Annotated in this window: 22 protein-coding genes; 3 read left to right on the top strand and 19 right to left on the bottom strand. The window is 34.2% G+C overall.

Annotated elements, in window-relative coordinates; translation table 11 throughout:
* Positions 1-254: 254 nt before the first annotated feature.
* The 5 genes from ACP8HG_RS01835 to ACP8HG_RS01815 form a co-directional block, all read right to left on the bottom strand.
* A complete protein-coding gene (locus tag ACP8HG_RS01835; protein WP_067207309.1) occupies positions 255-2,129 on the bottom strand; it encodes a serine hydrolase domain-containing protein in 1,875 nt (624 codons plus the stop codon).
* A gap of 277 nt (positions 2,130-2,406) precedes the next feature.
* The gene (locus ACP8HG_RS01830; protein WP_156475985.1) at positions 2,407-2,565 is read right to left on the bottom strand and encodes a hypothetical protein; all 159 of its coding nucleotides are present in this window, start codon (positions 2,563-2,565) and stop codon (positions 2,407-2,409) included.
* 550 nt (positions 2,566-3,115) lie between these two features.
* Positions 3,116-3,592 (bottom strand): hypothetical protein, encoded by a 477-nt coding sequence (locus ACP8HG_RS01825; RefSeq protein ID WP_187047238.1) that lies wholly within the window; start codon positions 3,590-3,592, stop codon positions 3,116-3,118.
* Between the two features lie 798 nt (positions 3,593-4,390).
* Positions 4,391-5,266, bottom strand: a complete 876-nt coding sequence (locus ACP8HG_RS01820; RefSeq protein WP_354314465.1) for a hypothetical protein — start codon at positions 5,264-5,266, stop codon at positions 4,391-4,393.
* Between the two features lie 187 nt (positions 5,267-5,453).
* Positions 5,454-5,825 (bottom strand): hypothetical protein, encoded by a 372-nt coding sequence (locus ACP8HG_RS01815; RefSeq protein WP_187047236.1) that lies wholly within the window; start codon positions 5,823-5,825, stop codon positions 5,454-5,456.
* A 141-nt stretch (positions 5,826-5,966) separates the two neighbouring features.
* Here ACP8HG_RS01815 and ACP8HG_RS01810 point away from each other — a divergent pair, with 141 nt between their 5' ends.
* Positions 5,967-6,284: a hypothetical protein gene (locus tag ACP8HG_RS01810; RefSeq protein WP_438298118.1), complete on the top strand. Its 318-nt coding sequence runs from the start codon at positions 5,967-5,969 to the stop codon at positions 6,282-6,284.
* A 295-nt stretch (positions 6,285-6,579) separates the two neighbouring features.
* On the opposite strand, the gene ACP8HG_RS01805 is transcribed toward ACP8HG_RS01810, so the two are convergent.
* The 7 genes from ACP8HG_RS01805 to ACP8HG_RS01775 all read right to left on the bottom strand — a co-directional run bounded on the left by ACP8HG_RS01805 (position 6,580) and on the right by ACP8HG_RS01775 (position 12,472).
* Complete coding sequence (locus tag ACP8HG_RS01805) at positions 6,580-6,885, bottom strand: hypothetical protein (RefSeq protein WP_438298117.1); 306 nt, start codon at positions 6,883-6,885, stop codon at positions 6,580-6,582.
* A gap of 1,059 nt (positions 6,886-7,944) precedes the next feature.
* Positions 7,945-8,328 (bottom strand): hypothetical protein, encoded by a 384-nt coding sequence (locus tag ACP8HG_RS01800; RefSeq protein ID WP_338653016.1) that lies wholly within the window; start codon positions 8,326-8,328, stop codon positions 7,945-7,947.
* Between the two features lie 656 nt (positions 8,329-8,984).
* Complete coding sequence (locus ACP8HG_RS01795; RefSeq protein WP_338653017.1) at positions 8,985-9,272, bottom strand: hypothetical protein; 288 nt, start codon at positions 9,270-9,272, stop codon at positions 8,985-8,987.
* A gap of 440 nt (positions 9,273-9,712) precedes the next feature.
* Positions 9,713-10,120 carry a DUF4181 domain-containing protein gene (locus tag ACP8HG_RS01790; RefSeq protein ID WP_338653019.1) on the bottom strand — a complete coding sequence of 136 codons (408 nt, stop codon included), beginning with the start codon at positions 10,118-10,120 and terminating at the stop codon, positions 9,713-9,715.
* Between the two features lie 542 nt (positions 10,121-10,662).
* Positions 10,663-11,139, bottom strand: a complete 477-nt coding sequence (locus ACP8HG_RS01785) for a DinB family protein (RefSeq protein WP_422397606.1) — start codon at positions 11,137-11,139, stop codon at positions 10,663-10,665.
* Positions 11,140-11,277: 138 nt separating this feature from the next.
* Positions 11,278-11,700 (bottom strand): FosM family fosfomycin resistance protein, encoded by a 423-nt coding sequence (gene fosM / locus ACP8HG_RS01780; RefSeq protein WP_187047207.1) that lies wholly within the window; start codon positions 11,698-11,700, stop codon positions 11,278-11,280.
* A 505-nt stretch (positions 11,701-12,205) separates the two neighbouring features.
* A complete protein-coding gene (locus tag ACP8HG_RS01775) occupies positions 12,206-12,472 on the bottom strand; it encodes a hypothetical protein (protein ID WP_438298116.1) in 267 nt (88 codons plus the stop codon).
* A gap of 160 nt (positions 12,473-12,632) precedes the next feature.
* On the opposite strand from ACP8HG_RS01775, the gene xerA reads away from it, so the two are divergent.
* The gene (gene xerA / locus ACP8HG_RS01770; protein ID WP_438298115.1) at positions 12,633-13,472 is read left to right on the top strand and encodes a site-specific tyrosine recombinase/integron integrase; all 840 of its coding nucleotides are present in this window, start codon (positions 12,633-12,635) and stop codon (positions 13,470-13,472) included.
* Between the two features lie 53 nt (positions 13,473-13,525).
* Here the strand turns inward: xerA and ACP8HG_RS01765 are convergent, their stop codons facing one another.
* Complete coding sequence (locus tag ACP8HG_RS01765; protein ID WP_438298114.1) at positions 13,526-14,320, bottom strand: alpha/beta hydrolase; 795 nt, start codon at positions 14,318-14,320, stop codon at positions 13,526-13,528.
* A 440-nt stretch (positions 14,321-14,760) separates the two neighbouring features.
* On the opposite strand from ACP8HG_RS01765, the gene ACP8HG_RS01760 reads away from it, so the two are divergent.
* Positions 14,761-15,498 (top strand): sulfite exporter TauE/SafE family protein, encoded by a 738-nt coding sequence (locus ACP8HG_RS01760; RefSeq protein WP_187047204.1) that lies wholly within the window; start codon positions 14,761-14,763, stop codon positions 15,496-15,498.
* 223 nt (positions 15,499-15,721) lie between these two features.
* On the opposite strand, the gene ACP8HG_RS01755 is transcribed toward ACP8HG_RS01760, so the two are convergent.
* From ACP8HG_RS01755 to ACP8HG_RS01730, 6 genes are all read right to left on the bottom strand, one after another.
* The gene (locus ACP8HG_RS01755) at positions 15,722-16,015 is read right to left on the bottom strand and encodes a hypothetical protein (RefSeq protein WP_340741757.1); all 294 of its coding nucleotides are present in this window, start codon (positions 16,013-16,015) and stop codon (positions 15,722-15,724) included.
* Positions 16,016-16,201: 186 nt separating this feature from the next.
* A complete protein-coding gene (locus tag ACP8HG_RS01750; RefSeq protein WP_438298113.1) occupies positions 16,202-16,675 on the bottom strand; it encodes an SMI1/KNR4 family protein in 474 nt (157 codons plus the stop codon).
* Positions 16,676-17,336: 661 nt separating this feature from the next.
* On the bottom strand, positions 17,337-17,642 hold the full coding sequence (locus tag ACP8HG_RS01745) for a DUF4870 domain-containing protein (protein ID WP_438298112.1): 306 nt from the start codon (positions 17,640-17,642) through the stop codon (positions 17,337-17,339).
* Between the two features lie 64 nt (positions 17,643-17,706).
* The gene (gene nagZ, locus ACP8HG_RS01740) at positions 17,707-18,948 is read right to left on the bottom strand and encodes a beta-N-acetylhexosaminidase (RefSeq protein WP_342537845.1); all 1,242 of its coding nucleotides are present in this window, start codon (positions 18,946-18,948) and stop codon (positions 17,707-17,709) included.
* A 24-nt stretch (positions 18,949-18,972) separates the two neighbouring features.
* Positions 18,973-19,368, bottom strand: coding sequence for a DnaJ family domain-containing protein (locus ACP8HG_RS01735; protein ID WP_438298111.1), 396 nt, complete (start codon positions 19,366-19,368; stop codon positions 18,973-18,975).
* 14 nt (positions 19,369-19,382) lie between these two features.
* A complete protein-coding gene (locus tag ACP8HG_RS01730; protein ID WP_067207275.1) occupies positions 19,383-19,616 on the bottom strand; it encodes a hypothetical protein in 234 nt (77 codons plus the stop codon).
* Positions 19,617-19,654: the final 38 nt, after the last annotated feature.

Below are 19,654 nucleotides of genomic sequence, written 5' to 3'. Positions count from 1 at the left end.
ATTAATTTTAACCGTATATAACGTTCTCTAAGTGAATAAATAGCTAATTCCAAAAAAACCGAAATATTATTAGCGATACAAATGATAAAAAGGTAATTAAAAGTGATGATAAAATAAAAGTATGTTGACTAGGGTAACTTATTTTTTCTTTCATTGTAGTTACTCATCATACAAATATCAGCAAAAACCTCATTGTTTTCTCATTGAACTAAATAATCAAATATCAACAGCGTAAATTAAACAGAGCCTTTTCACTAAGAATAAAACTGCCATGTTATAAGTAAAAAGATTAATATAACAATAGTAACGATTGATAGAAGATAAATAGCCCTCTGTAATTTCATTAGAGTTGCCTTTTTCCAATTAACTAGAATGAAAATAATAAAAACAACACTTAAAATAGTTAAAACATAATTAGCAACTATTTGTGGGAATACTTCAAAATATCCTCGATCACTATTACTCAACATCCTAATTACTAATAAAATAATATTTACGATAAATGCTGTACCAACAATATTTAATAGGTAAACCCATTTTCTTATTTTTATAGAAGGTTTTTTTCTTCTCCGATTCAAAATACTGATTACGATTAAAACGAATGGGGAAGCAATAAAGTATACTAAACAATAAATGAATAATACAGCACTTATTGTTAACCAAAATATATTTTTATCTAAAGGGAGATAATCTGAAATCGATGTAGAAATTTGTTTAACTTCACCATCCTCTATAGAAAAATAAAGAACATTTGTAGGAATAAACATAGTACTACCTTTTGTCATTTTATAAACATTTGGATATGTTTGGACGTAATTAGCTTTCATACCTACCAAACTTACTTCAATTTCGTTCGCATTTAGTGATTTCACTGTAAGTGGTAGTAAATAGTAATACAAATTTAAAAATCCACTTTTCATTCTGCGAGTAGTAAGATACGTTCCTTCTGTGATTTGTGAGTTTGGTAAGTCCGCCAATTTTACTTCATCTATCTCTTTTTCTCCAACCAATTCCTTCGTCAGTCCATAGGAAATATCAGACTCTGAAGCTTGATTCGTTAATATTATTACTGCAAAGTTTTCTTCAGGGACGATATGAAAATTACTTGAAAAGGAAACTGTATTTCCACCATGTGTTAATCCTTTAAACTTTCCATCATACTCCCAAAAACCATGTGCGATACCAGGGACATTTTCATTAATAGCATAACTTTGCGAAAGCATTGTAACTAGCGTATTTTCATCCTCAAACAAAACGTTTTCATTTTCGGATTGTGGCATAAGTGCCATTGCAAACTTAGCTAAATCTGGTGCTGTTCCATTTATTTCACCGCTAGGATACATGGACATATAGTACGGTGTCGATAGTTTGAAATCTCCTTCTTCAATAAGCTCATATCCATTTACTTTGTTTTTTGTTATCTGCTCATTTCTCCCTAAAGACAAATATGAAGTTGAATCTAGAATACCTAATTTTTGAAATATATGTTCATCAACATATTCATTAAAGTCTTGTTCTGAAATTAATTGAACTATATATGCAGCTAGAGAAGTTGAATAATTAGAATAAGCAACGACTTTACCTGGACGATATACTTGGTTTGGCTCAGCAATTTTCAATCCTTCTTCTAAAGATTTTACACGGTATTCGTTAGCATATCCCGTGTCAAAAATATTTTCCTCAAATCCTGCAGTGTGATTCATCAAATCCAACATAGTGATAGGGTCATCATATGTTAGTTTTGTTAAAAATCCTTTTGGTAAATATCTGTTTATATCTTCATCTAAATCGATTTTTCCTTGTTCGACTAATTGCATGACCGACACCCAGACAAACAATTTACTTACTGAACCCCATTCAAAAACAGCAGTATTCGGATTTATTTTAATTTGGTTTTCAATATCTCCATAACCATATCCTTTTGATAAAACAACTTTATTATCTTTCAAAATAACAATGCTCGCACCCGCAGTTGTTTCACCAATATATTCATGTGCATAATCGTCTACGAAACGTTCTACATCGGATATTGAAATTCCAGATGGTGTTGTAAGTTCATTAGCATAAATTGTTTCGGTAAAAAACAAAGATAAAGCTATTATTAATATAATGGAAATTTTTTTATTCATGCGGCACCCCCTTACAATAGGATATATTAGCTAGTTATGGAATAGACGGTATTTCATATAAAAAATTATATAATGATTTTAGGTTGTTACGTTAGAGGACGGTATTTTCGAAACGATTTAGTGGATATGCTTTTATTAAACCTTCCTACAGACAACTAGATAAATAAAAAGACCGTCATTAGACGATCTGCTGTTGTTCAACTAAAGCAACCCGTTATTTTAATAAAAAATATTGTAATACTACTAAAATAACTTCCCTATTCAGTTAGATAGTTCCCTAATTCGAGTCTGCTTTTTCTTTCTTTCCAATGCTATACCCAAGTACAATACCTAAGATAAGGGAAATTAATACATCCATTTCAAAACCTTTTGTTATCAAACTTAATACTACCGCTGTCACAACTGCCCCTAAGATTGCTAATAATAAATTTTTCACAAATCGCCCTCCCTCAACCGCGTAGGTTCAAATTGTTTTAATATTATAATTTTATACTAACATTTATTTATTATAGTTGAAATGTATTATTCAACTATACTGCTCCTTATGTTGAATAATAAAAGGGTGCTTAACCCCTAATTGAAGTAGAGCACCCGTTAGCCATACATGTAGCGCAAAATCAGCGCTACATCACAGAGGATGAAAATATATGCAGAACGGGTATTGGATACTACGGCTTGTGAAGAAGGTCGATGAACTATGGTGCCATTGAGCCCATCCGTTAGTCGGACTCCAACGACCACGGTGCGTCACAGACTGTTGCCCCAATACGGGTAGCACTTATGGGAGATTAATCCTACTCTGGTTATTGCACCAGCCTGCCTTTATTCTCTGAAGAATAGAGTTGGTTTCTGATTAACTTTCAACTTAATATAATCATTTTGAAGGCTCAGCCTTTTTTTAAAAAAACTTTTTCCGAGCTTTTTTTGTTATACAGTTTTATAGATTTTGACCGTTTTTTAATTTTCATGGGAGTCCAATAAATCATTTATTTCTTATGAACTTTTACATAAACACTTCCAAATATTTCATCTCCTTTATAGGCATCTAACTTCCACATTCCACTTTTAGGGAGCGTCATATTTGTTGGAGAGTGCTGATCTGCACCATTATTAGGACTAAGATTAGAATTATCTCTTTTTGGTACAATTATTATTTCCTCATCACTGTTTTCGTGAGTTCCTAAAACCTTAAAGTCACCAATTAACTCATCTTTATTTCCCCAAAAGTGCCACATATATTTTTGTACTTTGTTTGGATAAAATCTGATACCTTCACTATCATCGTAAATAAAACCCAAACGTCCCTCTTCCCCAATCATTGTGTAATTGTCTGATTCAAATAGAGGACTTTCATTCCAATTGTGTTGAATAACTTCTTCTTTTATCTGCTCTTCGTCATTACATCCTGCAATTACTAACGACAAAATTACTGTGCAGATTAAAATTAATCTTTTTTTGAACATAAACATACCCCTCCATCTTTTTATGTTTATTCCAGCTAAACTTCAAGTATCATTCATTGAACTAGTCGAGTAGAAGGAAACCTCTCTACCTTGCGATAGATTGTGTTCCTCCCCCCTGACAGAACCATGCTTGCGCTATTTACGCACACGGCTCCTCCTAGTCACTATTTAAAAAATATAGCTAATCTCTTTCGCTCAGATTTTTCTAATTCAGCTATCCTTACTAGTTTTATTTCCATTTAATATCCCTACCTCAGTGTGTAGTAAATGTGTCCCTAGTAAGGGTGATAACTTGGTAGCAGCCTTTCCTCCATCGGCATTACCCAACTTCATTAGTACTACGCTGCTATCCGACTCCCTACAACGGCATTTGGCTTCCCTGCTTATTATTGCTTGTACACCATACTCATCTATAAGCAGGAAAGACCGGTAGGGTCTCCCGAGTTGCCGTATCATATCAATGTATGACGTGCCAAGGTCTCTGACTCCAGAAAGGTTTTATCCATCTTGCCTTTAACGATGGATAAAATGTAGCTTTCTGCCGCAGTTAAGGCATCAGCCCTCTCCATTTACTAACATTTTGGAGTTCAATCCCTTCAACCATTTGGCTTTCGGCCCGCCACCTAACTGTCTACGCTTAAAGGCTACTGTTACCAGTAGCCCTCCAAGACTCGCTACGAGTGAATGGCTAGTTCTTTCTCGACGGGAATCCCACCCGCTATATGATACGAACTAGGCTCGGACGCACAAGCACCCGTTAGTACAATAAGAAAAAATATTCCTTTTTTTGCCAATTGATTAATTACGTTGTCGATACTTCCCAAGTGTTAGATGTTCCCACTCTTTATAAAGTTGCTCTTTCGAAAGTATCTTCCAAGGATTAAACATCGTTTGTCCATGTTTATTGAAATATAATTCTTCCCCAATATAATAAGCTGCATGTTGAATGATAGCATTTTCATCTTTCCAAATTACAATGTCCGCTTGGTGTAGTCCTTCATCTAGAAACTCCTCATAGTGATACTGTTTCAATTTTTCAAGAAATGTTTTTTGATGTATCCATTCATATATAAACCACTCTTGTTTCCCTTTTGAAATAGCAAACAAAACTGCTGCTAAACAATTTGCACCTTGAAAATGGCCAAAGGTATTGGCAAATGGTTTTAGAAAACTAGGTAAGGACTTTGGTGATTCCTCATATTCTCCCTTATCCCACCATTCATAAACCACTGTTGTAAGTAACTGTTCTTTAAATGACTCGTCAAGCTTTTCCCACATGGAACGCTGAATGACAACGTGCCCATTCACCACATAACTTGAAGGTATTTTTTCTGTCTCATGTATAAATGTAACAGGTAGTACAAGCCCTCTTTCACTTAGCACTTGTGAATTTAAAATTAATTGTTTTTCCTCTTCAGATATGATTTCAATCCATTCTTTTTCAGCTATGATTACGTATTGAGCGTTCTTTATATTCCAGTACTCATAACCATTTACATAATTTACTTGTCCATACGTACTGTGATTATAAAACTCATCTATTGGCATTAATAACACATCTGTAAAGTCAATTTCATTATTAAGAAGTTCTTTCGATATGAAAAATAAGTCTTTTTCTGGTACATAACTATCCATCCATGAAAGTAAGTCTTTTTTTGTCGGTTTTATTTTCATTATGTATTCCTCCAAGTTAAGTTTAACTGCACATTGTTTGAATAACTCTACTTACATTAACTATTATATCTCTGCAATTGAAATTCCTTTTCATGTTCTACCTCCTCATATGAGACTATGTTCAATGAAATAGAACAAAAATCCTTGTTCTACTAAACTGCCCCGTTAGTTAAACAAGACGGGATTTTTACCGCGTATAATGTTCTCTAAAAATTAATTTATACTTCGGCTTAAAATCAATTTCAATTGTTTGTGTGATGAAATCGTCATTCAGAAGCATTAACAGTACACTTGATAGGTCTTTTTTATCTGCTGTTATTTCAAATTTATCAACTCGCTTTAAATCCATGAGTGATATCAATTGATTGGAAGCCCGTTGGGTTACTTGTATTTTTACTTCACCGTAAGAAGGAGAGAGTGTAACAATGAAGTCTTCCTCCCCATTAGAAAATCGATATGTTGCTCTATTATAAAAAAAATCTAATGAAGTGGTATCTAACAATGTAGGTTCACACTCAAACAACGAAAGTAAATCGTTTTCTTCTGGATATCCATGCACTTATAATCGTCACCTTTCTACTCCATATTTAACATTTCCTTATTCCAGTAACCTGCCCCGTTAGTAAAATCACTTATTATGTCTATAATTCTATTAAATCGGCAATAATCCCTTTAATCTTACTTTTTAGGGGGAATGGAATTGTTACTGTCAAAAGCATGGTCTTCGTTTGAAGCTGATAAACGAATAGAGGGTTTTTTGCCGCAAACATTGAAGGCCTCTCAGTTACAGTCTTTGCTACTAATTGGTTATTTTAAGGATGTAGAGATGGAATTTCTTGATACAAATCAACTGAAGGAATATCTTGCTATATCGGGCAAGCATTTAAAACCAGCCAGTCTTTCACATATTATCCGCTTTATGAAATCGTTTATTCGTTGGTCTCATGAAGAAGGATACATGAGTAAGAATCCAACTTCCAAGATTAGTTATTGCACCAGCCTTACCTATATTCTCTGAAGAATGAAGTTGATTCTGATTTACCTATCATCTCAATATAATCATTCTGAAGGCTCAGCGTTTTTTAATTTTCATGGGAGTTGAGTATTATCTTCTTATTACCAATAGTGTTTTCTCGAATATTGAGATGTTATTGATATCAATGTTATTAAGGTTGATAGTTTGGTCAATATTATAATTTCTTTCTTCTTCCTCTTCTCCAACCCAACAAGTATATAACTTGCAATAATCTCCTTCTTCAATGTATCCATTTAAAAGGTCACATAATGCAAGGAAACTCTCTTTTGCTTCTTTGTTACTTTTTTAAAGTAAGGGTCTTGGTTGTCAGCATCACTGGGTTCTCTTGATAGAACTTTATAATTACTTCACAATTTGCCAATGCTAAGTGTTCTGTAAGCATTCGTGCAAATTCACCGAGTATTTTTCTATGTCCATCTTTAACAGATTCATCAGAGAAATATGTAGCAGAGAAATAGTTTGCACGCTGGTCATCTTCTTCATAAATTAAATATGGAATTTCAAAATCATCAAATGTGGTAGGTCGAACTTCATCTAAAATGGCTAAAGAATAATGTTGACCGCTAACACGAACATCCCGCACTTCAAAGTCCCCTAATCTAATTTTACGTCCCCTTTTAATTTATTTGATTGAGATCAACCTACAAACCACCGAATTGAACGCTGAACGACCTTGCATACGCCATGCACACCAGGTTAACATAACACTCATTCACGGAAGTAGTTCATTTCATTCCATTACTCAATAAGAAAAAACTGCCCTGTAAAGGCAGCCGATTTTTTAACTAAACCCGTTAGCTAAAATTATTTATATACATCTTCTTCTATTTTTCCAATTAACAGGATCTAATTGATGTATTTTAATTAACAAATAAAAAAATATATAAATCAGTAAAAATATATATTGTGCAAATTAATGGGATTAGAATTATATATGTAACTTTCTTTTTGGAACATAAAATATTTATTTTATTTTTGAATATCAAACATAATAAAAATGTAAAAATAAGTAAAACAATAAATAATGTTGCTGAGAAAAATAATTGATAAAAAATTCTTTCAGTAAATGTTATATCGCCTGGAAAACTGGAAGCAGCGTAACTGCGACTTAATTCAATATAAATATGACTTCCCCATATCCAAAAGTAAGTAATGATAGCGCATATTAGTAACTCTATAAAGACAATAAAAATCATATTTCTCACTCCCTTTATTAAGTAAACTACCCCGTTAGCCATACATGTAGCGCAAAATCAGCGCTACACCACAGAGGATGAAAATGTGTACAGAACGGGTATAGATTAGGATGCCTGGCGAAGAAGGTCGATGAACTATGGTGCCATTGAGCCCATCCGTTAAGTCTGACTCCAACAACCATGGTGCATCACAGACTGTCGCACTCTATACGAGTAGCACTCATAGGAGATTGATCCTACTCTGGTTATTGCACTAGCCTTGCCTATATTTTCTGAATGATGGAGCTGATTCTTGGTTTACCTATCCATTCAATATTATTCTATTCAAGGCTCAGTCTTTTTTCAAAACACTTTTTTTGAGTTTTTTTTGTTATGCGCTATTATCAATAATATGGTTTTTACTATATCCATAGAAATTGAACAAGAATCAAAATCACACCAACATTTTAGCCGTTTTTCTCTTTAAAAAAGACTAGGTCCAGAAATACAAGTCCAAGAGATAAACCTAGGGAGATAGAAACTATGTTATACAAATCAAACTCTAATGATTTAAAGATATAGTCAGCAATATAAGTAAACCCACTTAATAAAACAAAATAAGCAATAAATTTATACAGTCTTTTTCTTATTTCAATCCATTTTAATTTTCTCATATTGATAATTACCGCAATCATGATATAAAAGAAAGAGAGAAAAAGAAAAATAATATAGCCAATTACAAATGCAAGAGAAAAAGAACTATCAATGTCCTTATATACAATGAATAATGTAGTAATTGTGCCTACTGCAAACAGTACATAAATGATATACGTTAAAATATTTTTCTTCATTTTACACCCCACTGGTTTTCAATACCTTAACTTTTCTTTAAGTATCTCAGTAAAATACAAATTTGTTTATGAGTAATTTTTACCTTATTCAGCTACCTGCTCCGTTAGCCATACATGTAGTGCAAAATCAGCGCTACACCACAGAGGTTGAAAATATATGCAGAACGGGTATTGGATACTACAGCTGGCGAAGAAGGTCGATGAACTATAGTGCCATTGAACCCATCCGTTAGTCTGACTCCAACGACCGCGGTGCATCACAGACTGTCGCACCCTATACGGGTAGCACTTATGGGAGATTAATCCTACCCTGGTTACTGCACCAGCCTTGCCTATATTCTCTGAAGAATGGAGCTGATTCTTGATTTATCTTTCCATTCAACATTATCCTTCTCAAGGCTCAGTCTTTTTTAAAAAAACTTTTTCTGACTTTTTTTGTTATGCAGTTTTATAGATTTTGAGCGTTTTTTAATTTTCATGGAAGTTGAACAAGAAATTGGATTCGCTAAATGAGATCCTTCTTGTATGCGCCATGCACAAGTGGTTTACATAACACCAATTCACGGAAGTAGTTGACTCCATTACTCAATAAGAAAAACTGCCCTGTAAAGGCAGCCGATTGTGGAAAATGGTTTATTGTCGTCTCACCCAAAAATTCACGACCACCGAGAAAACACCTCGATTTCATAGTGTTTTAAATCAGCTTTAGACAATTTAGCTTTTAAATACTTTTCAACTTCAGGTATATCATTTTTATCATATACATCTATCGATATAACCGGATCAGTATCACCAATTGAATAACTTTGTACTTCATACGTATCCCATAATGAGTTCATAACCTGCTCTGTACTATATGGCTTTTGTTGCGTGTACCAAAATACCACAGACATTACAATAACACTCGTTAAAATTAGTGCTCCGAATTTTCTTTTAACACCCATTTTTTCACCTCCATCATTTGTTTATCACAATCTTGCCCGTTAGCCATACATGTAGCGCAAAGTCAGCGCTACACCACTAGAGGATGAAAATATATTCAGAACGAGTATTGGATACTACGGCTGGCGAAGAAGGTCGATGAACTATGGTGCCATAAAGCCCATCCGTTTGTCTGACTCCAACGACCACGGTGCATCACAGACTGTCGCACTCTATACGAGTAGCACTCATGGGAGATTAATCCTACTCTGGTTATTGCACCAGCCTGCCTTTATTCTAGGAAGAATGGGGTTGGTTCTTGATTAACTTTCAACTAAATATAATCATTTTGAAGGCTCAGATTTTTTCAAAAAAACTTTTTCTGTTTTTTTTGTTATGCCATTTTATAGATTTTGAGCGTTTTTTAATTTTCATGGGAGGATACCAAGAATGACTTTCTCAATTAAGTTAATTTAATAAGCAAATCAAACTTAATGACTATAATTATGGCAACTAAAAATAATACCCCTTCGCTAGTAGTTAGAATATATTGTTTGGGGTTCTGCGAATATTTACACTCAAAAAATGCCCTTACTGCGTAATCTAATACAATGTAGAAAAACGATGCAATCAGTAACAGGTTTATCGAATAATCTTCAATTATGATTAAGCTATTGATAACGATAAGTGCAATCATAGAAGTAATTCTGATAGTCCAATCAACTTTTCCATGCAATTCGTTGATGTGATTGTAAGAAAAAATGGTTTTTTTCTCCTTCTCGATTTTGAGTATTTTTCTCAAAAGGAGCTTAACTATTGAATTTAAAACAAACACAATAAATACAAAAAATAAAAATTTTATCCAAATCATACAATACCCCCTTATTTAAATATACTGTCCCGTTAGCCATACATGTAGCGCAAAATCAGCGCTACACCATAGAGGATGAAAATATATGCAGAATGGGTATTGGATACTACGACTGGCAAAGAAGGTCGATGAACTATGGTGCCATTGTGCCCCATCCGTTAGTCTGACCCAACGACCACGGTGCATCACAGACTGTCGCACTCTATATGAGTAGCACTCATGGGAGATTAATCCTACTCTGGTTATTGCACCAGCCTGCCTTTATTCTAGGAAGAATGGAGTTGGTTACTGATTAACTTTCAACTTAATATAATCATTTTGAAGGCTTAGTTTTTTTTATTATGCCATTTTATAGATTTTGAACGTTTTTTAATTTTCATGGGAGTTGAACAAGGAACTCGATCACTGAACGGGTTTGTATAGGCCATGCACAGCAGGTTAACATAACGCCGGTTCACGGCAGTAGTTAACTCCATTACGCAATAAGGAAAAGCTGCTCTGAAAAGGCAACCGATTCTTGTTTAACTAAAGCACCCGTTAGTTTAATAAGAATGAATGGATTTAAACTTTCTGCCAATAAAGTTAGCAGGTACGGGGATGAGTTCTAATTCTCTTGACCAAACAGAGAGTTGACCAATGTGGTGAATCTCATGAGCAATTATATGATGTAATATTTCCTCAACAGTATATTTATCTTCATCCCAAGGGACACATATAACTTTCTCTTTTAATTCATCTAAATTTATTTTTAGAAATTCAGCAATTTCATTTCGGAATCTAACTGAAAGAGATTTAACCTTCTCAGGCGTATCATAATCAGCAAATTCAACTACTACGTCTTCTTTGCCTTGAATACCACGAAGCCAACTATATTCAACATCAATAATGTGAAAAAGGGTGTATAAAATACTTCCTACTCCTCCAGTTCGATCTTTTATCAACTCTTCATTTGATAGTGGATTACACCATTCAAACCATTCGTCTCTTACTTGCCAGTTATATTCAAAAAAATTTATCAATGTAAACACTCCCATATATAATTGTTTATGAAGGCTCAGCCTTTTTTAAAAAAAGCTTTTTCTGAGTCTCTTTTGTTATGCTATTTTATAGCTTTTGAGCGTTTTTTAATTTTCATGGGAGTTCAACAAGGAAATCCTTTAATCGAAAAACTCCATATGTGCTTTTCCCTTTTTATAATAATCTATTCTATCTTGTAAAGTGCCTGTATGAAACTCAAACTTATGACCATCTGGGTCAGTAAAATAAATAGACTTCTTATCTCTTTCATCTCTTTGACGACCTGACAAGATGTTTACATTCAATTCTTTTAGTTTCTCGTACATTTTATCAAATTCAGCTTCTTCAATTGAAAAAGCTATATGTGTGTATGATTGGCTTATTTCATTACGAGGTATATCTTTCTCTACATTGAGGGCAAGCCACATACCATTTAAATCAAAGTAGGCAGTGCTTCTACCTTTTACTAACAATTTAGCTTCTAATACATTTTTATAAAAATCAATAGAATGTTGTAAATCAGAAACTGAAAATAAAAAATGATTAAGACATTTTATCGACACCTTTATCACCTCAAATAATTAGTAGCCCTTATTAAACTAAACTGCTTCTTTAGTTCAATAAGAATAAAGAGCTGTCTAGCAGCTCGATGATCTTCAAGTAAAGCAACCCGTTAGTTTAATAAGAACAGGAATTAACCAATCCTTTTAGAATAAAACCACTAGGAAACGGAATGCTCTTTCTTCTGTTTCCTCTTATAAAAATAAAGCCAAATAAAAAAGATTATCCAAGGTATTGTCGTGAATACTGGAATTTTGGTAAATTGGATAATTAATATTTCTGCTATCACAGCTGGTATCATAATAATCAACCACATTCTAACTACCTTGTTTTTAAAACTTAGTTCAAATCGGTCACTCATATTTCTCACCCCTATTGTTTTTAACTAACTTGCCCTCTTACTAGAATAAATTTCCTTATATTGACTACTTCGATATCCTTGCCAATTCACCTGCTTATTGAACTAACCTGCCCCGTTAGTATAATTATGTCATCAAATTAATTTCGTTAAATTCTACCGAGGATTGCATAGAGAAATGCAATAAATAAAAAACCTAATGAAATGGAAAGTAACGAGATATACTTCATAAACCCTTTTTCTTTCTTAAAGAAAGCAACGAAACCAAGTATTATGCCTGTTAAATAGACACCAAATCCAATGAATATTCCCCACCAACCCAAAATAGTAATATTAATCGGTGGAAAAGCCATATATGCAACAAAAATTCCAACGACAACTGAAATGATGGAATACTTACTAAACTTCCTCTCCATTTTTTCGCCCCATTCCATTCTATTCTATCTATTTATTCACACTATTTATTCTTTTACTTATTGAACTAACCTGCCCCGTTAGTAAAATCACTCCTTATGTCTATAACTCTATTAAGTTGGCAATAATTCCTTTAACACTACTACTTTAGGGGGAATGGAATTGTTATTGTCAAAAGCATGGTCTTCGTTTGAAGCTGATAAACGAATAGAGGGTTTTTCACTACAAACGTTGAAGGCTTATCAGTTACAGTCTTTGCTACTAATTGGTTATTTTAATGATGTAGAGATGGAATTGTTGGATACAAATCAACTGAAGCAATATCTTGCTGTATCGGGCAAGCATTTAAAACCAGCTAGTCTTGCACATCGCATCCGCTTTATGAAATCTTTTTTTCGTTGGTCTCATGAAGAAGGCTACCTGAGTAAGAATCCAACTTGCAAGATTAAAGAGCCCAAAGTAGGTAAGCGGATACCCAAGTATTTAACCGAACGGGAGATTGAACACCTTCGTGAATCCTGTCATTCCCCAATGGAAAAAGCGATTTTTGAATTCATGTTTTCTACCGGTTGCCGAATTGGAGAAATAGTAGCGTTAGAAAAGAACAATATTAATTGGTCCAATCAATCCGCGATCGTTAGGGGAAAAGGTGATAAGGAAAGGGAAGTTTATTTTAATACACGTTGCGACATATGGCTTAAACGCTATATTGAAAGCCGTAATGACAATAATCCTGCCATCTTTGTGACTGTAAGGCAGCCACATAAAATGAGTGTTGCCCAAATGCGATACATCATTAAGCGGATTTCAAATCGTGCTGAAATCAATAAAGAGATTCATCCACACCAACTTAGACACAGCTATGCAACTCATTTGTTGAATAATGGGGCTCCTATTGAAGTCATACAAAGTCTTATGGGGCATGAAAAAAGTGAAACCACAAGGATATACGCTCAATTAAGCGGTAGGCTAAGGAAAGAGTATTATCAGAAGTACTTTTAAATGTAAAGGAGCAACGTCTTAAAAGACGTTGCTCTACTCTACTAAAGCACCCGTTAGTTCAATAAGAATGCCAGTTTTTCAAAGTGTTTTGACACATCGTTTGTATTGGTAATAGGTAAAAAATGATAACTATTGGGAATACGTTCTACAGTCGCATAATTATTTGATATTAGAAAACTATTTATTTTTTCTTCTTCCGAGTTATCTTTTCCTTGATCAGCTAGTAACAACAAAACAGGAAATTCCTTAGTTTGCTGAATACAATAGTTTGTTTCCACAACAGCTTTTGAGAGAGTGTTTAATGCATTCACGTTACTATGATGAACATAAACTCCGTCTTTTCGAATAAAGTTTTTAAGTAAATAATTTTCAAACAATTCTTTACTGCTAGATGGTAGCTTATCCATTGAATCAACTTGTTGTTTAATAGCCTTCTGTAAATCCTCGAGCTTTTCTATGATAGGAAGTTCAATTTCACCTATTTCAATTTCTTTGTAGTCTCCAATAAAATAATAACCTCCGTCCATCAATGTTAAAGAATGAACAGTTTCAGGATATTTTTTATAATAGCTTTGTATAATCCATGCCCCAATTGAATTCCCTATAAAATGAGCTTTTGAAACTGATAATTTATCTAATAGATTATTTATATCAACTACATATTTTTCAATCGAAAAGTCTTCATGGAAAGTATAGTTATTATGCCCTGGTAGATCAATTGCAAGAAAACGGAATTCCTTTAAACTTTCTGCTAATGCTTCAAAAATTTCCTTTCGTTCACCAAGTGCTGGTATAGCGATAATGGTTTCTCTTGTATTTTCTTGATTGTACTCTACATATTGTAACATTTAGTATGCCCCCTTTATGTCCCACGGTTTTGATAATTCCCAGGTTAATAACTATTTCGGCGCTCTTCCGATAACACCTGCTTATTGAACTAACCTGCCCCTTTAGTTTAAGTACAATTTTTCACAATCTCAACTAAACACTAACATAAATATCCAAACTCCTTTAAGGTGATGTTCAATTAAATGGCCCTTTCATGAAGAAAGACGCCCTTTTCATTTCAGAAAAGCTCCCTATTGTTGAAGATTGTTATTAAAAAAACCGTAAACCTTTAGTTGAATAAAAAACACAATATCGAAAAAATTCTTCTACCTTATCGTTCCATTCATCGAATTTTGATTTGCTAATAAATTAAATAAAAAGTTGTTTCATTTAGAATTCATATCAAAGATTAGACGTGGTAAACTGAATCTATGGTGTGATTTTGAAAGTAGGTTCTTCAATGGAATTTGTCATCTTTTTTATGATTGGAATTATAGGTAATGTTGTCGGTACATTGGTTGGAGGAGGGGGACTGATTAGCTTACCCACTATGTTACTTATGGGGTTACCCGTGCATTCAGCAATCGGTGCAAACAAGGTTTCCAATACTGTCAGTTCACTCTCAAGCTTTCTTGTCATATTAAAGAGAAAAGAAGTTTCCTCGAAAGAAGCATTATTAGTCCTAATGTTTTGTCTTGGAGGAGGTATTTTAGGTGGACTCATTGCTTCCTTTTTAAGCGGAAGTACCCTAACGATTATTGCAATCATTTTATTAAGCTTTGCATTTGTAACTTCCTTCATGAATACAGGTAATTTTGATGGAACTGAACAGTTTCATGCAAATAAAAAATCAGGAACTGCACTAATTGGTATAGGAATGTATGACGGAATGTTTGGGCCAGGAAGCAGTACACTTGCGATGTATTTATATGCAAGCCAAAAAATTGCCTATATCCGAGCAATTGGCTTAGCAAGAGTTGGGGTTTTTGCAAGTTGCTTTGGTTCTGCCATCACTTACATATCAACGGGTAAAATTTTCTGGCCACTTACCATAGCATTAATGCTTGGATCCATTATTGGTGCACAGTTCGGAGTAAGATTAGCTCATAAATTAAAAACGGAACATGTAAAACCACTTCTTAGATTAGTAACAGTTCTATTAATCTTACAAATGATTGTAGATTACTTTAATTTTTAAAAGTATCTTTTTTGAAGATACTAATTGAATTACAATTCTAACCAGGCAAACAAGACGTCCATCACATTTTTGGATCGACGCCTCCTCCTTGATTTAAGATAATATTTAAAGGGGTTCTAAAAAAAAATTAAAATTCTATTCAATTTATTCTTCAACTATCCTGCCCCGTTAGATCAAGAAGAAAAAAGGCTTTACTCCTTCTTGAAGTAAAGCATCCGTTAGTTTAATAATATTGCTTCTGATTAACATTTGGAAATTTATTATTATAAATTTTGTTCCAAATTTTTAAGGCACTTGGATAACAATTCTTAATTGAAGGTATTCTACTTCTACTCCTCGAAAACATTTCATCAAAGACCTCATGTATCACTACAGCTAATTTTTCAACAGATGCAGTTGGTAATAGCGATACAATGCGACTTATTTCTGGATCATATTCATCCTCAGATGAGAAACTTAAAAAGTTCATCGGGTCCCAATCATTAATTACTTCTTTTACAATTTGGTAGTGGTTCATAATATCCCTCTTTTAATATTTATTTTTAATGATTTATTCTACAACTTTATTTATCTAAGCTGCCCCCTTAGGTGAAGATGAAAAGCAATAGCTGTGTCAAACCTAGCCTATAAAACTTGTTCTTGTTCAAGACAATCCGTTAGGTGAATAAGGTTTCGTTGAATTGTTGAGCAGGTATCGAATTCGTTAGACTATTGCATTTTTAAACAAAGATGCAAGGTTTTCTACTAGTTGAGCTTTAGTGAGATCATCGTGATATATACGATAAACTCTTGTCTCGTCTGAGTTTAGTTTGACATATATAGGGTCGCCGCTACCGTGCGAGCAAATAGCTAGAAAAACGTATCCATCTTTTAACGCAGATATTCCAGGTTCAAATTCAGTGCTTTCTTCAATTATGTCGTCAACACCACCACATATCATATAAGAAATTCCGTCATAATCCTCATCTGGCTCATCTTCTTGGACCCCAAACTCCGTATCAATTAAAGGAACGGTTGTATAAAGTTCGATATACCAATTTGGTAACTTTATCTTCAATTCTTTTTCTAATTTTGCTATGTCACTTTCGCATACTGTTTTACCAACAAAATCGGGATATTTCATCTTAATTCTATCGACCAGTCTTCTGGCTTCCGAAGTAATTTCATTATTCGTCATAATTTAATACCCCCATAAAGACTTCACTAAATTCAATGTGTTTGCACACATGTTTACATGCAATTTTAAAGTCAGTGACTTTTATTCAGCTCTTTTCGTTTGAGCATTAAACTATCATAACCAAAGACTTAAAAGTTCCTGATTAAACTAGACTGCTCCGTTTGTTCTAGAAGAAAAAAGAGCTGCCTAGGAACCCTTTGATCTTTAACTAAACTAGCACCCGATAGTTTAAATATCTTCATTTACAAATCATCATAAGTAAATCCCGTTACAGAGAATTTGCCATACTTGATTACATCTAGCACCTGGTCAAGCAATCTCGTTCTAGCTTGCCAAACACGTAGTCTTGCATCACGACAAAAAATATACCTTTACAATTTCCAAACCAAAATATCATTCCAATTATTTCTATAAATTCAGTTTACACTCAACTACTTCAATAAGTAAGTCCTTTTCAATGAAACACCCCTTTAGATAAACATCTAAAGGGGTAAAACGTCGCATCTTTTTTATAAACATCGCGGCTTTATTTTTAATCCACAGCGGCATCGTAACATAGGATTATGTTAAAAAATACCACTAAAGCAGATTCTACTTTAGAGGACATTTAGTATGGATTTTTTTCATACTACACTTAATGATTTGTTTATTGATAACATAATTAAATCCATCTACCTACAATCGGATAATTGTACTTTTCGTCATTCAGTGCTTTTACAATTGCTATGATCGGCACAATCAACCACATTAAACCAAATCCAATTAGCAATGGAACCCCGATAATTACAATAATAAGTATCGTAGAAACAACAATCAATGCTCCCATGACCAGTTGGAATAAGATTGCTTGTATCGCCATCCTTTTGACCTCTAAATCATCAATAACTAGATAAATGATAAACGGTACCAAAAATGGCATAAAGAAAGCACTGGCATGAATTAACACTTTTAATCCTTTATTCTCCATATAATAACCCTCCCAATCTTTTTCAAGTATTTTATTATACGAATAATCGGGAGAGAAAATTCATTTATTTCAGCTGAAGCTTGTCGTACAATTCATTGATTTTATCCATATCCACTTTTTCATGCACTTCATCTGACACACTATATTTTTCTTTTAGCGTTAAAATCCGCTTTACACTCTCATTAAGCCGCTCTTCTGTGATTTCCCCTGTTTCAATAGCCTTAATGAACGCATTCAAAGTATTTAGTTGAACTTCATAATCGCGAACTACAAGTAGCTGATCACTTCCCGCGATGAAGGACTGAACTGCCGCTTCTGGGATTGTATAGTCATTCGCAATCGCCCCCATCGTCAGATCATCCGTTATGATGACACCTTCAAATTTCATTTCGTTGCGAAGTAATCCCGTGATAATAGCTTTAGACATTGAGGATGGATAATCAGGGTCAAGTGCTGGAAATAAAATATGAGCGACCATTACAGCATCGGCACCTTCTTCAATTGCCTTTTTAAATGGAACTAGTTCCACGTTACGAAGTGACTCCAAAGTTGTCTCTACTTTCGGTAACACCTTATGTGAATCAACAACTGTATCGCCGTGCCCTGGGAAATGTTTTACGACAGGAATAATGCCATTGTCCATCATTCCACGCATCGTCGATATGCCTAGCTTAGCGACTTGATAGGGATCCGATCCGAAAGAGCGATCCCCGATCACTGGATTGCTTAGGTTACTATTAACATCCAGTACAGGTGCAAAGTTCATGTTATAACCGAATTCGTTAAGCACTCCAGCTAAATAGGTGCCTGAGCGGTAACTAACCGATTCATCATTGAGTTTACCAATTTGCGCACTTGTGGGCAGTTTAGGGATACCGACGGGCAGTCTGGAAACACGTCCTCCTTCTTCATCGACAGATAGGAATAGAGGGATTTTATTATGTTCATTTGCTTTTTTAATTCCATTAATCAGCTGTAGTATTTCATTTGTTGTCGCTACATTTCTTCCCATAATAATAACCCCACCAACATGATAATTACGGATGAGGTTATCCATCTCACTGGAAAACGAGGTACCTTCCACGCCAATCACTAGTAATTGCCCGACCTTTTCTTCCAATGTCATTTGGTCAATCGTTTCTTCTACCTTTGATAAAACAATCTCCTCCTTTTTGGGAGATTCTGTAATCGGTGAGTTTGTTACATCTGTTTCTTTGTCCTTATTTTTTTGTGTGAATTGAGAACATCCCGACATTAATAAAGTACAACAAGCGACGAGAAAAATGAACTTATAATTACGATTCACTGTCACTCCCCTTTTCTTATTGCTTCATTTCCACCGATCAATCGCAGCTTCAATATTACTAAGCGACACTGATCCCTTCTGCATAGGGGGTGGGCAAGATTTATTGTATTCAGCTATTTTCTCATTTAATTTTTCTATCCGCAATTCCAACTCTGCTGCAGCATCTGCACGTTGAATAGCTGTAATTGCGATTAATTCATCGCGAATTTCATGCTGTAGATTTAACCAATGTGGTTTATATCCGGCATCTTTAGCGATTCGCTGAAAATGCTGGAACGTATCACCCGAAAAGTACTCTTGTGATAACGGTTTCCCATGGCCCGCTAAATTATCCATGCCGCCTTTTTTTGTATATTCTTTTAAAATATCGCCGATTAGATCGTTGTATGGTGGGTTTAATTTATCGTCGCTCATACTCATTCACTCCCCCTCCTTTATATTTTCATAATTTCATTTTTTCCAGATGTATAATCCAGTTTCATTTGTTCCAATTCGATTTTCATCTTTTCAGTTTCCATGATAAAGTTTTGCTGTTTTAGTTTTTCTAGTTCGATCTCACCCCTCATGAATTCCCCTTTAATTTTCACGATTCTTCTTTGATGATCCGTAATAATTGCAATGATTGGCACACTCATCACAAGCCCAACAATAATAACTCCCTCTAGCATTTCAATCGCCCCTTTGTCATGTAATTAATTCAATTGTA

It is taken from the genome of Sporosarcina sp. FA15, assembly GCF_051550195.1.
GTDB lineage: Bacteria > Bacillota > Bacilli > Bacillales_A > Planococcaceae > Sporosarcina > Sporosarcina psychrophila.
Note: the sequence above shows the minus strand (reverse complement) of the source record. Positions and strands in the feature narration are given on the sequence as shown.